This is a genomic window from Actinoplanes derwentensis (assembly GCF_900104725.1).
Classification (GTDB): Bacteria; Actinomycetota; Actinomycetes; order Mycobacteriales; family Micromonosporaceae; genus Actinoplanes; species Actinoplanes derwentensis.
Genome location: NZ_LT629758.1, coordinates 3,675,630 through 3,689,947 on the forward strand (window position 1 = coordinate 3,675,630; position 14,318 = coordinate 3,689,947).

Here is a 14,318-nt window from a genome sequence, read left to right on the forward strand (position 1 = left end):
GAGGTCCAGGTACGGACCTGGGCCACCGCCGTGATCATCGACGGCGGGACAGGTGCCGGGCCCGGTCGAGGAGCTTCTCCACCCGCTGGGCGGCCCGTCCGTCGTCGACCGTCTCCAGGTCGCCGAGCAGGTCCGCGTAGTCGCCGGCCAGCGTGACGTAGCGGCGCCGGAAGTTGTCGTCGCCGTGCCGGTACCGCGAGTCCAGGTCGATGATCTGCTGGGCGACGACGGCCGCGGCGGCACTCACCGCGACCCGGCCGTCGGTGGCCGAGTCCCGGCGCTCCCGCCGGTCCATCGCGACCCGTCCGGCGCGGCGCCCGCCGAGCCAGATCAGCAGCGAACCGAACAGCACGGCCAGCACTGCCGCGCCGGCCATCAGATAGCGCGGCAGGTACGGGCTGATCGTGCGCGGCCCGTCGGACAGGTATCCGGCCCGGACGATCCGGTCGTAGTTGACCACGACCACCTTGATCGTCGCGAGCGGGTCGTCGCCGAACTGCTGGATGCCAACGCCGAGGGTGCCCTCCATCGCCATCAGCTCACCGCCGCCGTCGAACATGGCGCAGCCGTACCGTTTCCAGCCGTCCGGTTGACTGCGCAGCACCATGACCATCGTGCCGTCGGCGGCCCGGTCGAGCGCGTCGCAGATCAGGCCGGGATCGGGGGTGTCCGGTTCCGCGAAGACCACGATCAGCCGGCGGTTGCCGATGATCCGCTCGGCCGCGGCGACGTCCAGGCCGACGCTGGGTACGGCGTAGACCGAGGACGTACGGACCTGCCGGGCGATCGGGCCCTCGAACACCCCACCGGTCCACAGTGACCAGCCGGCCAGGATCAGACAGGCCACCGAGGCCCAGGTGAAAGGTGCCGTCAGCACCCGGCGCCACCATGCTGTCCGGGTCATGCGAGCCGTCCCGTCAGGTACTCGGCCGGCCGGTAACCGCGGTACGGCAGCAGGCGGGCGGCCTGGTCCAGCTCTGCCTCGGCGGTCCGCAACAGCGCGCGGATGTGCTGGTCCGGAAGGCCGCCGTCGAGTGCCTCCCGGGCGGCGGTGAGGGTGATCAGTGCCCGGGCCAGCGGGGCCTCGCTGCGCTGGTCGGTGAGCGCGGAGATCTCCACCGCCAGGGCGGTCAGCGCGGCCAACTGGGCCGGAGTCCCGGACACGAAGTCACCGATCCGGGGCTTCGCCGGGCCGACGATCGGGCGCATCGACAGCGTGACGAACAGCAGCACACAGGCCACGAAGATCCACGGCAGAGCCGGCCGGGCGACCCGCCACGGATCGACCGGCTGATAGGGCAACGGCCGGTCGAACAGGCCCGCGAACCGTACGTCGGTGACCTGTTTCAGGTAGGCGGCGAGCACCTGCTGCTGGGTGACGGCGTCACGTTCCAACCGGTTGGCGGCCCGCGAGTAGAAGGTGACGGCGGCGATCTCGGCGAAGTCGGCGGCGTGCGGGCCGGCGTACTCGATCCAGTCGTCGTACATCACCACGATCGGTGTGCCCGGGAACAGTTCCGCCAGTGCCGGGCCGTACTCCGGAACCGGCTCGCCGGACCGTTGCCGCGGCAGGGCCACGTAGAGCGCGCGCCCGTCCGGGAAGGCCGGTGAGTCACCCGGCGCGGCGTCGAGGGTCGCCCCGCCGGCCCGGTGGAAACCGCCGGACCGCAGATCGGCGGCGACCACCGCGGTCTCGGCGGCGGTCGGCTCCCGCCACCGGAAGCGGTCCACGGTCTGCGGAGTCGGCTGGTCACGCAGACGCGCGACCAGCAGGAGCAGCCCGTTGGTCACGTCACCGGACGAGAACTGGTCACGCCAGTCGACCAGGTGCGTGCCGCCGACGGTGTAGTCCCCGCCGCTGAGGTAGGTTCCGATGATCCGCAGGTCGGCGTCCTCGACCTGTTTGAGCCGCTCCTCGGAGGCCTTGTCCACACCGGGCGGCGCGACCAGGATCCGCAGCCCGCTGTCCCCGATCGCCGCGTCGACCGCCGCGGTGTCCCACTGCGCGATCGCACCCGGCAGCCGGACCACCGGCGATGCCCGGATCAGCCGGGTCATCTCGGCCACCGGCGGCACGGTCGCCGTCGCGGAGCCGAGGGTGGCCGCCGCGGTGTCGTCACCGGGCGACCCGGCGTAGCTGACGTCGACGCCGACCCGCTGGCTAGCCAGGAACAGGATCATGGAGAACGCCGCGACCGCTAGCGCGATCCAGCGCAGAGCTTGATTGATCATCGGGAACGCCACATCCGGTCGGCGGACCGGGCCAGTTCCGCGGCCTCGCCGGCGGCGTCCGGGCCACCCCGCGCCGCGGCGATGCTCTCGGCCCGGCGCAGCAGCTCAGCGGCCTCGTCGTCGCCGGGCCGGGCCGCGTCCCGGCTTACCTGCGCCGCCGCGATCGCCGTGTGCGTGGCGGACCAGGCGACCCGCCGGGCCATCGCCCGTGCCCGCAGCCGAGGAACCGCGATCATCGCATATCCCGCGCCGAACAACACCACCATCCCGGACACCCAGATCCACCACACGCGGCCAGGATAACTTGTTGATCAAACAACGACCGTCCACGTGGAACTGATCAGAGTGTTCCCTCGATGTTACCCTCCGCTAAATATCCGGGGTCGGGGAGAGCGGATTCCGCGTATGTCAGGCGAAAATTGGTCACAGTATGTCGAAGTGATTCGCGATCGTGTCCGCGCCGCCATGCGGGCCGACCTGGCGAACACCGTGATCCCCGGGCGGATGCTGTCCCGGCTCGTCGACGCCGGCCAGGTGAACCGGGCCGTGCTCACCATGCTGGTCGCGGAAGCGCACGCCGCGGCCGAGTCGCCGATGCTCGACCGGCTCGCGGTGATGGTCGAGCTGATCCATCGGGCGTCGGTGATCCACGACGACATCCAGGACGACGATCGTCTGCGCCGGGGCCGGCCGACGTTACACATCGCCGAAGGGCTGCCGGTGGCGATCGGCGTAGCGGACGTCCTGCTGTCCCGGGCGTTCGTCCTGGCGCGGGAGACCGGATCACCGGCGGTCGTGGCGGACACCCTGAAGACCTATGCGGACATGGCGCACGGGCAGCTGATGGACTTCGTCGGCCTGGACGCGGCGTCGGCAGCGGACTGGACACTTCCGTCCCGGCTGAAGACAGGCGCGCTGGCCGAACTCGCGTTCCGGTACGGGGCGCACGCGGGTGGCGCCGGACCCGGATCAGTGCGCGCCTGGGGTCTGGTCGGTCAGCTCTGCGGCTCCGCATTCCAGCTGTTCAACGACCTTCGTAACGCCCGGGCCGAGGAGAACCGAGGTGACGTCGCCTCGGACCTGGACAGCGGCCGCTTCAGCGCGGTGCGCCTGTACGCGCGGCACGCTTTCGGCGCGGATCCCCACGGCGATCAGGAACGCTTGACCGCAGCGTGCGAAGCGGTCGAGGCGGAGGCCCATCGCCGTCTGGCCGAGGCACACGAACTCCTCGACGGAATCGCGCCCGAGGGTTTCGGCGCGCGGGTCCTGTCGGTGCTGACCACCCCGGCGCCGGGATCGGAGTTCACCCTGCGCGACCCGGACGGCGGCGGACGATCCGCCACATGACGAGGTTGACGAGCGCGCTGTCCATCCGGTCCAGCACCCCGCCGTAACCGGGAAGTACGGTGCCGGAGTCTTTGCTGCCGGCACGTCGTTTCGCCGCGGACTCCACGATGTCACCGGCCGCGGCGAGCACCCCGATCGCCGCTCCGGTGACCGGTGAGGTGGGCGCGTACCACTGAAGCACTCCGCGAGTCAGCGCGGCCGCGGCGACGCCCATCCCGTACGCGGAGTAGACCTTCCGTTCGTTGACCCAGCTGGGCAGACGGGGACCGCCGAGCCGGGGCCCGGTGACGTCCGCGGCCGCGTCCGCGGCCCAGGTGCTGATCAGGATGCTGAGGAAGTCGCGGCGTACGGCGGGATCGGCGTCACTGTCCGCGACCCAGTCGGCCAGTGTCTTGCCCGCTAGAAGGGAACTGCCGACGGCAGCGGCGGTACCCGAACCGGGACAGGCGACCCCGGCGAGCACCGCCCATCGCCAGGCCGGGCGGACATTCAGCAGGACACCGAGGCCGGTGGCCAGACCGACCCGGATGGACGCCGCCGGGTTGTCTCCTCTGGTGAGCAGATGGTGCAGCTCGCCGGACGCCGCGCCGGCGACCGCCGCGGACAACACCCGGAACGGTGTGCCGCCTCGGTGCACCAGAAGAACAACGGGCGGGCCGATGAGGACGAACGTGCGGATGCGCTGGAGATCCATCGATGGCCCTTCACCCGGAATCGCCGTACCCAGTGGTGTGGTCTTCGCTTTGCTCAGTGGTGTGGTCCGAGGCTACCCAACCCGTGGGCGTGTCCCGGTTCGCCCGGCCGGGACCTGCCGATCACGGGGCACTCGTGAGAGGGTTGTCGCGTGGAGGCGGCCCTGAAGGTGCTCAGTGGCGTGTGCTGGACGTGCGTCTACGTGGCGGCCATCCGCGCCGGACTGAGGGACCGGACCTACGCCCTCCCGCTCTTCGCGATCGCTCTCAACCTCGCCTGGGAACTGCTGTACTTCTCCGGTGGAGTGATCTACTGGGACGACTATCCCGCCGGCATTCATGCCCAGACCGTGATCAATGGACTCTGGCTGATCGTGGACGTCGGAATCATCGTCACGTTCGTCCGGTTCGGTCCGGCGCAATGGCCGGGACTCACGCGCGAGGGCTTCGCCGTGATGTCGGCGATGGCGCTGATCGCCGCCGCCGGGGTCCAAGCCGCGTTCCTCGCGCAGTTCGGAGCCGAGGACGGCGCGCGGTACTCGGCGTTCACGCAGAACCTGGTGATGTCCGTCCTGTTCGTGGCGATGCTCCATCGGCGGCGGGACACATCGGGCCAGTCCAACTTCATCGCGGTCAGCAAACTTCTCGGCACCCTGGCGCCGACGATTGCGTCGGGCTTCATGGGTCAGTTCCGGCCGTTCGTCGCGATCATCGGATCGGTCTGCTTGGCGGTGGACATCCTGTACCTGCTCTATTTCAACGCTGTGGCGTACCCGGACAGCGGTCCAGGGCGCGCCCTGGACCGCTTCGTCGTGCCCGTCGCCCGAGCGGAACGAGTGCCAGCCGGCACGACCGCGATGGGCTCCGCATGACCGGGATCTCGATAGTCGTCCCGACGCTCAACGAGCAGCGGTACATCGGTCAGCTGCTCGCATCGCTCGAAGGACAGGCTCATCCGCCGCCGTTCGAGGTGATCGTCGTGGACAGCAGCGACGACGAGCTGACCCGGCACGCCGTCGTGGAGAGCAAGGGCTCCCTTGATGTCGCCTATGAGCGGAGCCTGGTGAAGGACATCGGCGCTCAGCGCAATCACGGCGCCGGCCAGGCGCGATACGACCTTCTGCTGTTCTCGGACGCGGACGTCGTGCTGGCTCCCGGAGTGCTGCGCGAATGCGCCACCGCGCCGGTCGACGAGATGTTCGTCGGAGCGATCATGCACAAGGCCGATGTCGACACCCGTGCGTCCCGCGCCGGGCTGGCAGTCATCTATGCGCTGATCCGCACGGCGAGCGCCGTCGGTGTCGGCGTCACGAACGGCGACTTCCTCCTGACGAACCGGCTCACCTTCGACCGCGCGCACGGCTTCCAGGAGGGCTTCCTGCTCGGTGAGGACACCGACTTCGGGGTGCGGAGCTGCCGGCTCGGTGCGCGATTCATCCTGTTCTCGAAGGAACATGTGGTGGCGTCCAGCCGCCGCCTGAGCCAGATGTCGGTGCCGAAACTCGTCGCGATCTGGTCGCGGGCCTTTCTCCGGGCCGTGTTCCGCGGGCCGACTCCCCGGTCAAGCCGGATCGACTACCCGTTCGGAACCTGGACCTGACCCCGCGCCGGACGAGGCGATGACCCGCTGGAATCGCCCTTCCCACGGGCCGATGAAGAGCAGCTGGAGAAGCAGAAGGGTGAAGAGCGCCGCCGCCCACCAGACACTCGCCAGTTGATCGTCGCGCAGCCTGATGAAGAGGATCGCCACGAACATCAGCTCGGCGGCGCTGCGAAGTGCCCAGAGCACGCGTGCCCTCCGCCGCGCCACTCCGACCAGGCTGAGCGGGAAGATCATGTCGGTCAGGATGATGGCGGCGATAAGCGCGAGCTGAAGCCGCCCCGGCTTGCCGATGGTGGCACCGAAGAAATAGAAGAGCGCGAACCCCACCGTCATGATGCCGTGCGCGAGAAGGCGCCGCCGGGCGGGCTGCGGCCGGAGCCGGAAGTAGAGCCGGCCGTTGTGCAGGAAGTAGACGCTGACCCAGATGACGAACGCGCCCAGCTGGAGCACAGTCGTCCACTGCGCGGAGGTGACGGAGGCCGGTGAGCGGGGATCGGAGAGGTCCACCGGGCCGGCTTGGAACGCGACGATGACGGTGTCGAACGCCTTCTGGAGGCAGAGCGCGTAGAACGCCCCGATGGCGATCTTGTAGGGCTCCCAGTCCGCGCCGAGCCAGTCGCTCCCGGCATGCGCCGGGAGACGAGCCGGGCTGTCGTTGGGTGGCGGCGGGGTCACGGCTCCGGTCGGGGCCGGTGACGGGGCGCGGCGCAGCATCACGAGGCCGGCACCCAGGATCGCGCCGGCCGCTATGTAGGAGATCGTCGCGGACGGCTTCGAACCCTGCCTCATGGTCGACCCTCCAGGCATCCGTCGCACTGGATTCCATTAAAGGTGACCGTGTCTTGCCGGTTGCCGATCGGAGTGCCTGGTCTGCAGGAACACGCCTGCTGTGGGGACACCGAGTCCCCACAGCAGGCGACGCCGAACAGTCCGCTACTTGGCGTCCTTCAGGGCGGCGAGGGCCTGGGCGGCAATGAAGTACTTGTTGCGGCCCAGCTCACCGATGGTCTTGACGCCGAGGGCGTCGCGGATCAGCTTGCCGCCGCCCGCGCTGACACCGGCCAGCGCCTCCACCGGCGCGTCCAGGATCTCCTCCAGGGACTTGTCCTGGTAAGCCTTGTCCAGAACCTTCTCCAGGTTGGCAGAGATAGCCACGTTTCCTCCGATGTCGACATTGGGACTTACGGGCGCGGAGCTTAACGGATCTTGCTCGGCGGTCCCCGAGAGGCCTCCCCCGGCTGAACGTCAGCTCAGCAGGCGGCCGATGTTCTCCGGGGCGAAGAACTCGGCCGGGGACGTGACGCCCGAGTTGAGACGCATGAAGGCGTCCATCTTGTCGGGCTTACCGGCGATCGCGGTGACCAGCGCGACCATCTGTTCGTCCGGCGGCTGGAGCGCGGCGATGCCCAAGGTCATCTGGTAGTGCGGCATCGCCCGGGTGTCCCGCCGGGACTGGTAGCCGGACAGGTCGTCGGCGACGATGGCGTCGGCCAGTAGTTCGGCGTCCAGGAACGCGTCGGTGATGCCCTGCGCGGTGATGTAGTCGCGGCTGTAACCGGCGTCGCCGACCAGGGCCCAGCCCGGCCCGTACGGCACCTTGAAGTAGTTGTGCACCGCCGCGCCCACCCAGCGGGTGTCCTGCTTGGCCTCGGCGAAGCGAGCAGCCCACCCGGGGGAGGTCGCGAACATCGCGGCCATCGTGGCGTCGATGTCGTTGCGGTGTTCAGCCAGCTCGTCGTGCGGCCAGCCGCCGATCACCATGGTCAGGTCGTCGTTGGTGGGGCAGACCGCCCAGCCGCGGCCCGGCCGGCTGTACGCCTCGAACGTGTCGGTCGGCAGGTTGCTGAAGTAGGCGTAGTAGCCGACGGTCAGCGGCGGCTGATCCTCGTAGGCGGCGGCGCCGACGGATTTCGCGACCACCGAGTTCCGGCCGTCCGCGCCGACCACGATCGTGGCGTGCTCGACGGTGCCGTCCTTGCCCCGGATCCCGGTCACCCGGCCGTCGTCGCCGGTGAGGATCTCCTCCACCGAGTAGCCCTCCCGGACCTCGGCACCAGCGGCGGCGGCCGCGTCCAGCAGGATCTTGTCGAGCAGCTGGCGGCGGGGTGCGTAGGCGTACGGCTGCTCGGGTGTGCCCGGCGCCCCGGCGAGGGTGACCGGGCCGAAGTCGAAGGAGTAACGCCCCACCGGGGGTACGCCGGTGGCCACCACCTGGTCGAGCAGGCCCCAGCGCTGCAGCGCGGACACGCCCGGCGGGTGCAGGACGTGGGTGGACACGGTGTCGCTGGGGAAGGTGTCCCGGTCCACCAGCAGCGTCCGAAGCCCTTGCCGGGCCAGCAACATCGCCAGCGGCGACCCGGCACAGCGGGCCCCCACCACGATCACATCAAAAGTCGTCATCAGGTCTCCTCGCCGATCTTCAGGCCATAGTGGAGGCTCGAACTTCGGCTGTCGATGGTCCTTGAGGGGGAGATGTGCCGAAACGCCGGTGGATCGTGGCGGGTGTGGTGGCCGGGCTGCTGGGGCTCGGGATCGGCGGGACCGCTGTCGCGGCGCCGGCGATCGCGGCCATGGCCTGCCCGCAGTGTCACGGCCTGAGTGGCCTGGGCGGCGGGGTCTACGCGGATCGCGACGATCCCGGGTACCGGCTGATGGTCGAGACCGCACAACAGCGGATCGCGGCGTTCTACGGGGAGCGGACCTCCGACGCGCGGGTGCTGATCTGTGCCACCGAGGACTGCTACCGGGGAATCGGCGGCGGTGGGGAGAAAGGCCGGGCGTTCGGGCGCTGGGCGCTGATGCTGTCGCCGGCCGGGGCGAACGAGACGATCGCGACCCACGAACTGGCACACATCGAGATGCACAAGAGACTGGGTTCGTCGTACGACCGGGTGCCTCGCTGGTTCGACGAGGGTCTGGCCGTGGTGATCTCCGACGACGCCCGGTACCTGCGACCGGCTTCGGAGCCGGACCGGTGCCGCCTGCCGTACGCCGACGCGGCACCGGTGGTGGACATGGACTGGGCGGTCGCCACGAAAGACGGCAGCGACCGCGGCTACCTGCAGTCGGCGTGTGTGGTGAGCCGCTGGCTGAACGACCGCGGCGGCGCACCGGCGGTACTGGCCGCGATCGGCGATCTGCGGGCCGGGCGGTCCGTCACGCCGTGACACGGGGGGCGTAGCGGGGCACGTAGTCCTGGCCGGAGAGGTCGGCGATCGCGGCGACGATGGCGTCGGTGGCGGCCCGGCGGTCGCGGGCGCTGTCCGGGTCGGTGGCGATCGCCGAGAGCTGCACCGGCTTGCCGAAGACCACCCGGACCCGGGCCGGGCGGGGCACGATCGTGCCGGGCGGCAGGACCCGGTCGGTGCCGAACATCGCCACCGGCACCACCGGGGCCTTCGACTTCAGGGCCAGCCACGCCACCCCGGTCCGGCCGCGGTAGAGCCGGCCGTCGGGTGACCGGGTGCCTTCCGGGTAGATGCCGAACGGGTCGCCGCGTTCCAGCACCTCCAGGCAGGAGTCCAGGGAGCGGACCGCGGCCCGGGTGTCGTCGCGGTCCACCGCCACCTGCCCGTCGCGGGACATGAACCAGGACACGAAACGGCCCCACGGCCCGCGGCCGGTGAAGTACTCCGCCTTCGCCATGAAGGTGACCTTTCGGCCGAGTGCCATCGGCAGGAACGTCGAATCCGTGACCGACAGGTGGTTGGAGGCCAGCAGCAACGGCCCGTTCGCCGGTACGTTCTCGGCCCCCTCCACCCGCATGCGGGCCACCTTCTTGACCAGTTCGTACACGTGCCGCCCTCTCCCTCGAACACTCGTTGTCTGAGCCTGCTCTGAGTCTGCTCTGAGTCTGCAACGATCAGACGCCGCCGATGCTCTGGCTGATCGCCTCGATCAACGGTGACGCCAGCACCGGACGGTCGGTCTCGACGGTGATCACCGGGCCGATCGCGAGTGGCGCCGCCTCGGTCAGCCAGCGGGGCCAGTCGTCCCGGAGCCGGCGGCTGTCCTCGTGGACGGCGTCACGCCGGCGGGCCCGATAACGTTCGCGGGCCAGTTCCGGCGGCACCGAGCACCAGATCTCGACGACCGTGCGGGCACCGGACCGGGCCACACCTTCGGTGACGAAACCCAGGTCACGGGGCCGGAACCACCAGCTCTCCAGGATCACCACGCCGGGGGTGGCGGCGGCGAGTTCCCACATCACCCGGGCCGCGGCGAGCCCGACCGCGCTCGGTGGCACCCCGGGAGCGGCGCCGGACATGGCCTCTTTCAAGGCGTCCTTGGAGATCAGCGGAACCCGCAGGGCAGGTGCCAGCCGTCCGGCGAGAGTGCTCTTGCCGGACCCGGGAAGACCGTTGACGAGAATCAGCCGGTGGGCCACGGGGAGAATGCTGCCAAACACATGCTCCCCGCGGCACCGTTCAGCCGGACACCAGTTGGTCGTCCCCGGCGGCGGCGGTACGCCACGCCGACTCGGAGCGGGTGTTGCGGCGACGGTGCGGGACGAGGACCGGGCGGCCGATCACCTTGCCGAGATCGCTGACGAAGTCGTCGATCACGTCGCGTTCGATGCCGGGCATGCAGATGATGTGGCAGAGGTCGCCGTCGACCGACAGTACCCAGCCGAAGTCCGACACCAGGACCGGCGGGGGTGTCTGCATCACCACGGTGAACGCGGCCGGATGCCGGTAGACCGGCCAGCCGAGGGAGCTGATGCGTTCCACCGCGTACGCGGCGATCTGGCGCGCGTGTTCGGCCCGCGAGTGGTGGCCGTTACGGCCGTACATCGCGATCGCGGCCCAGAGCAGGGCGGACGCCTGTCCGCAGCGCGAGCCGGAGATGGTGCTGTCCACGGTCGCGACGTAGTTGACGTGTTCACCCTTGGACACCCGCACGCTGTCGCGCATCACGACGACACCGCACGGGATGGGCGTACCCAGGAATTTGTGCCCGGAGATGGAGACGCTGTCGACCGGGCTGCCCGCGCCGAGGCCGAGCATCCCGTCCAGGGCCAGCGGTATCCCGGACAGTGCCGCGTCGACGTGGACGTGCCGCCGGTCCACTCCGTAACCGTGCAGGATCGCCTCGATCTGGTCGGTCTGGTCGACCGCCTCCCAGAGCGTGGTGCCGGCGGTGGCGACGACGATCGCGGGCCGGTCGCGCCGCTGGGACACCAGGTATTCGAAGTGTTCGTAGTCCATCTCGCCGTACCGGCCGTCCTCGACCAGCACCACGTCGGACGGGTGCAGGCCGAGGAGACTCGCGGTCTTCGGGATGGAGTAGTGACTGGCGTGGGTCAGGTAGAGCACCGCGTCGGGGTAGCGGTCACGCGCTACCCGCAACGCGGCGATGTTGCTCTCCGTCCCGCCCGAAGTGACGTACCCCCAGCGGTCGTTCTGTGGCAGGCCGACCACGTCGGCGAACCACTGGACGACTTCGACCTCCAGCGAGTTGGTGTGTGCCTCGCCGCCGGGCGCGGTGGACGGATCGCCGACGTTGTTGAAGAGCCGGCTGAACAGTCCCCGTGTCCGGCTCCAGTCGATGTCCGTCGCCGCGGGGAATCCGATGGTCCGGCGTTGTGCCCGGTTCGCTCGGATCACCAGGGTGTCGATGACGGCCTCGATGTCGATCAGCGCCGGGGTGCGCCCCAGCCTGATCGCCTCGGACCAGTCCTCCGGCGGTATGACAGAGGGTGTCACATCGTCACCACACCTGGCCGTCGGGATTGAGATGGCTGCTCAACGTCGTGGCCAGGTCCAGGAACGCCGGCCAGGCCTGCCTCAGCTGAACGCCCATCTTCTCGGGGACGTTCTGGGTGACGCTGTATATCTGGGTGGCGTCCAGCGGCTGGTTGCAGATCAGGTCGTTGCCGCGGCCACTGCGGGTGTCGTCGCGGACCACCCGGATCTCCGAACCGTCGACGAGACGGATCGCCGCCTCGCCCGGCACGTAACTCATCGCCTGGAGGCTGCTGATGCCGGAGCTCTGCAGGACCGGCACCACCTCGTACCACTGCCGGCTGTCGGTGTTGAGCGTCTCCATGCCGAGCCCGACGTACCGGGCCGGGGTGTCCGAACGCTCTATGTCGCCGACGTTCACCATGAGGAAGTCGGGGTCCCGGGGGTCCCAGACACGCTTTATCTTCTGGTGCTGGGCGATGAAGGTCTCAGCGGTGGCCCGCATCCCGGTCAGGAACGCGACGAGGTTGTCGTACTCCGGGCCGGAGTAGCCCCATCGGGACGCCGACAGGATCTGGTAACCCAGATGCTGGCTCGGCGCCTCGACGACGAAGAACAGGGTGATGCCGTGCGGTGCCAGCGGCTGCTGCCGCGAGCTGAGCCGTTCCAGCGCCCGGGTGACGTGTATGGCGTTCGTCCCCCGGAGGCTGGTGCCGGCGCTGTGCCGGAGGTAGGCCCACCGCCGGTCGTCGGTGCTCGGGCCGGCGTTGTTGCGCTGCCACTGAGCGGTCGCCGGGACGGTCGGCTGCCACTGCCCGGACGGCGCGGGAGCCTGCTGCCACGGCGGCTGCTGCTGTTGCTGCGGGTACTGCTGTTGTGGGTACTGCGAGGGGTACTCCTGCTGCTGGTACCCCTCCGGCGGCTGGTACTGGCGTTGCTGTGGTGCGGGGTTGGGTCCTCGGGGTGGGGTTTGAGGACTACCGTCCCAGGGCGGCTGGGCATGTCGGCCGGACGGGTTGTACGACATGGGGCGGGGGGATTCCCTTCTCAGGGGTTCAGAGGTCGATCCGGTCGGGTACCGCGTAGACGCTGGGAACGCCGTGGCTGATGCCGTCGAAGATCTGTGGCTTCGAGCGCTTGAGAGCGCTCGCTCGTCCAGCCCCCGCCAGGGCCGCGACGATCAGGAGTGCCGGCACCCCGTAGGGCAGCAGCGAACTCGACGAGGTACCGAGCAGTTCGTCGAGCTTGAGCAGCATCGTCACCAGGATGGCGATGCCGAACGCCACTCCGAACAACGGAGCAGCGGTGGTGACCAGGCCCTTCTCCCCGGAACCGGGGTTGCGGGCGAAGTAGCGCAGTGCGGCGGCCCCGGCGATGATCAGCAGGGTCAGCAGGCCCATGGCGCCGAGGGTGGAGGCCCAGCCGAAGAGGACGGCCTGCGGGTCGGCTCCGGCCAGGGCGAAGCCCAGGACGACGACGGCGGCCAGGGCGTTCTGGGCCCGGCTGGCGCCGACCGGGGCGTCCGCGGCGGTGCCGCTGCCGGTCTTGTAGAGGAACTGCGGCAGAACCTGCTCGCGGCTCATCGCGAAGGCGTACCGGTTGATGATGTTGTGGAAGCTGATCACCGAGGTGAGGATCGCCAGGACCAGGACGACCGTGCCGAGGATGCCGACCGCCGGGTGGATCTTGTCGGACAGGATGGTCAGCGGCAGGTTCGGGTCGTTGCCGGCGGCGGCGGCCACCTCGGCCGCACCGGTGACGGCTTCGAGGGCCCAGGCGGCGGCGGTGTAGACCACGATCAGGGTCAGCGCGCACCACATCATGCCGCGGCTGATCGCCTGGCCGTGCCGGCCGGTGCCGCTGTCCTCCTCCTCGATGAAGGCGGCCATGCCTTCCGGGCCGGTGTAGGCGGCCAGGGTCAGGGCGACGGCGAGGCCGAGGCCGGGCACGCTCAGACCGGCCGGGTCGAAGGCCGCGGTCGGGATGCCGTCGGCGGACGGGGCGAGGAAGCCGACCACGACGAAGAGGCCGACGACGACGAACGACAGGATCAGAACGCCCATGACGATCTGGGTGGAGAGCACGATGCGGCGGGTGCCGAGCACGGTGACGACCGCGATCGCGACGGCGGCCCAGAACCACCAGGCGCCGAAGCCGGTGATGCCGGACATGATCGCGCCGAAGAGGCCGTAGAGACTGATCTGGAGCGCGTTGTAGGCGAGCAGCGCGACGAAGCCAGCCGCCACACCGGACTTGGGGCCGATGCCGCGGGCGGTGATCGCGTAGTAGGGCGCGGAGTGGGGCACCGCGCGGACCATGGCGGCGTAGCCGACCAGAAGCAGGGTTACCACCGCGCCGACCAGGACGAACAGCAGGGGAAGCGCGGTGGCCTCGGATCCTGCGTAGGTCGCGACGATACCGCCGACGAGCACGACCATGGGCGCCGAGGTGGTGGCGCCGAGAGCCCACGCGGCACCCGTCGTCACCGTCCGGCGGGCCATAGCCGCCGCTACTGTAGCCATGATTTTTCTGTCTCCTGAAGGGGGGATCGGAGCGAACAGTCCGTCCTAAGTGGACGAACGGCAAGCAGGATAGAACGCGCTTTCCGATCTCCTCCGAAGGGGGCGTGGCGCCGCCTAGATCAACAAGCCCGGTGCACCTTACGTGGAGATCCCCCGGTATGGCTATCAGTGGGGTTCAATGCGCCCGCTGGGCGGTAAGGACTGTTGTTCACGTTCCGTCACCAACCTCCCCGATAGG

The 14,318-nt window shown here is 69.7% G+C and carries 16 protein-coding genes; 4 read left to right on the plus strand and 12 right to left on the minus strand.

Translation table 11 applies throughout. The features are described 5' to 3' along the window. Positions 1-34: 34 nt before the first annotated feature. Genes BLU81_RS16205 through BLU81_RS16215 form a run of 3 tightly spaced genes read right to left on the minus strand, consistent with a single transcriptional unit; the run spans position 35 to position 2,522 of the window. The gene (locus BLU81_RS16205) at positions 35-904 is read right to left on the minus strand and encodes a hypothetical protein (protein WP_092545446.1); all 870 of its coding nucleotides are present in this window, start codon (positions 902-904) and stop codon (positions 35-37) included. Then, positions 901-2,232, minus strand: coding sequence for a hypothetical protein (locus tag BLU81_RS16210; protein ID WP_092557154.1), 1,332 nt, complete (start codon positions 2,230-2,232; stop codon positions 901-903). The genes BLU81_RS16205 and BLU81_RS16210 overlap by 4 nt, the downstream gene beginning before the upstream one ends. Beyond that, complete coding sequence (locus BLU81_RS16215) at positions 2,229-2,522, minus strand: DUF6403 family protein (protein ID WP_231954579.1); 294 nt, start codon at positions 2,520-2,522, stop codon at positions 2,229-2,231. The genes BLU81_RS16210 and BLU81_RS16215 overlap by 4 nt, the downstream gene beginning before the upstream one ends. A 148-nt stretch (positions 2,523-2,670) precedes the next feature. Here BLU81_RS16215 and BLU81_RS16220 point away from each other — a divergent pair, with 148 nt between their 5' ends. Continuing rightward, positions 2,671-3,579 carry a polyprenyl synthetase family protein gene (locus tag BLU81_RS16220; RefSeq protein ID WP_157751618.1) on the plus strand — a complete coding sequence of 303 codons (909 nt, stop codon included), beginning with the start codon at positions 2,671-2,673 and terminating at the stop codon, positions 3,577-3,579. Here the strand turns inward: BLU81_RS16220 and BLU81_RS16225 are convergent. Next, positions 3,536-4,273, minus strand: a complete 738-nt coding sequence (locus BLU81_RS16225; protein WP_092545448.1) for a phosphatidate cytidylyltransferase — start codon at positions 4,271-4,273, stop codon at positions 3,536-3,538. The two genes, BLU81_RS16220 and BLU81_RS16225, sit on opposite strands and share 44 nt — an antisense overlap. A gap of 150 nt (positions 4,274-4,423) precedes the next feature. On the opposite strand from BLU81_RS16225, the gene BLU81_RS48330 reads away from it, so the two are divergent. Both BLU81_RS48330 and BLU81_RS48335 read left to right on the plus strand, forming a co-directional pair. Next, a complete protein-coding gene (locus BLU81_RS48330; RefSeq protein ID WP_157751619.1) occupies positions 4,424-5,143 on the plus strand; it encodes a transmembrane-type terpene cyclase in 720 nt (239 codons plus the stop codon). Next, entirely contained in the window at positions 5,140-5,871 is a 732-nt protein-coding gene (locus tag BLU81_RS48335) for a glycosyltransferase (RefSeq protein ID WP_157751620.1), read from the plus strand. Before BLU81_RS48330 ends, BLU81_RS48335 begins: the two co-directional genes overlap by 4 nt. Here the strand turns inward: BLU81_RS48335 and BLU81_RS16235 are convergent. The 3 genes from BLU81_RS16235 to BLU81_RS16245 form a co-directional block, all read right to left on the minus strand. Further along, the gene (locus BLU81_RS16235) at positions 5,833-6,663 is read right to left on the minus strand and encodes a hypothetical protein (protein ID WP_092545449.1); all 831 of its coding nucleotides are present in this window, start codon (positions 6,661-6,663) and stop codon (positions 5,833-5,835) included. The genes BLU81_RS48335 and BLU81_RS16235 overlap by 39 nt on opposite strands. Positions 6,664-6,807: 144 nt before the next feature. Beyond that, positions 6,808-7,029, minus strand: a complete 222-nt coding sequence (locus tag BLU81_RS16240) for a hypothetical protein (protein WP_092545450.1) — start codon at positions 7,027-7,029, stop codon at positions 6,808-6,810. A gap of 90 nt (positions 7,030-7,119) precedes the next feature. After that, a complete protein-coding gene (locus BLU81_RS16245) occupies positions 7,120-8,274 on the minus strand; it encodes an NAD(P)/FAD-dependent oxidoreductase (RefSeq protein ID WP_172890562.1) in 1,155 nt (384 codons plus the stop codon). A 74-nt stretch (positions 8,275-8,348) separates the two neighbouring features. On the opposite strand from BLU81_RS16245, the gene BLU81_RS16250 reads away from it, so the two are divergent. Further along, a complete protein-coding gene (locus tag BLU81_RS16250; RefSeq protein WP_092545451.1) occupies positions 8,349-9,041 on the plus strand; it encodes a hypothetical protein in 693 nt (230 codons plus the stop codon). On the opposite strand, the gene BLU81_RS16255 is transcribed toward BLU81_RS16250, so the two are convergent. The 5 genes from BLU81_RS16255 to BLU81_RS16275 all read right to left on the minus strand — a co-directional run bounded on the left by BLU81_RS16255 (position 9,031) and on the right by BLU81_RS16275 (position 14,080). After that, positions 9,031-9,669 carry a lysophospholipid acyltransferase family protein gene (locus BLU81_RS16255; protein WP_231954581.1) on the minus strand — a complete coding sequence of 213 codons (639 nt, stop codon included), beginning with the start codon at positions 9,667-9,669 and terminating at the stop codon, positions 9,031-9,033. The two genes, BLU81_RS16250 and BLU81_RS16255, sit on opposite strands and share 11 nt — an antisense overlap. A gap of 67 nt (positions 9,670-9,736) precedes the next feature. Continuing rightward, complete coding sequence (locus BLU81_RS16260) at positions 9,737-10,261, minus strand: AAA family ATPase (RefSeq protein WP_157751621.1); 525 nt, start codon at positions 10,259-10,261, stop codon at positions 9,737-9,739. A 40-nt stretch (positions 10,262-10,301) separates the two neighbouring features. Beyond that, the gene (locus BLU81_RS16265; RefSeq protein WP_231954582.1) at positions 10,302-11,579 is read right to left on the minus strand and encodes a histidine decarboxylase; all 1,278 of its coding nucleotides are present in this window, start codon (positions 11,577-11,579) and stop codon (positions 10,302-10,304) included. 4 nt (positions 11,580-11,583) lie between these two features. Beyond that, positions 11,584-12,585 (minus strand): hypothetical protein, encoded by a 1,002-nt coding sequence (locus BLU81_RS16270; protein WP_092545453.1) that lies wholly within the window; start codon positions 12,583-12,585, stop codon positions 11,584-11,586. A gap of 28 nt (positions 12,586-12,613) precedes the next feature. Further along, entirely contained in the window at positions 12,614-14,080 is a 1,467-nt protein-coding gene (locus tag BLU81_RS16275) for an APC family permease (RefSeq protein ID WP_157751622.1), read from the minus strand. Positions 14,081-14,318: the final 238 nt, after the last annotated feature.

Bases quoted from the DNA above. Each gene is read 5' to 3' on its own strand.
- BLU81_RS16205 (WP_092545446.1), bottom strand. From the start codon at position 904: ATGACCCGGACAGCATGGTGGCGCCGGGTGCTGACGGCACCTTTCACC.
- BLU81_RS16210 (WP_092557154.1), bottom strand. From the start codon at position 2,232: ATGATCAATCAAGCTCTGCGCTGGATCGCGCTAGCGGTCGCGGCGTTC.
- BLU81_RS16225 (WP_092545448.1), bottom strand. From the start codon at position 4,273: ATGGATCTCCAGCGCATCCGCACGTTCGTCCTCATCGGCCCGCCCGTT.
- BLU81_RS48335 (WP_157751620.1), top strand. From the start codon at position 5,140: ATGACCGGGATCTCGATAGTCGTCCCGACGCTCAACGAGCAGCGGTAC.
- BLU81_RS16235 (WP_092545449.1), bottom strand. From the start codon at position 6,663: ATGAGGCAGGGTTCGAAGCCGTCCGCGACGATCTCCTACATAGCGGCC.
- BLU81_RS16245 (WP_172890562.1), bottom strand. From the start codon at position 8,274: ATGACGACTTTTGATGTGATCGTGGTGGGGGCCCGCTGTGCCGGGTCG.
- BLU81_RS16270 (WP_092545453.1), bottom strand. From the start codon at position 12,585: ATGTCGTACAACCCGTCCGGCCGACATGCCCAGCCGCCCTGGGACGGT.
- BLU81_RS16275 (WP_157751622.1), bottom strand. From the start codon at position 14,080: ATGGCTACAGTAGCGGCGGCTATGGCCCGCCGGACGGTGACGACGGGT.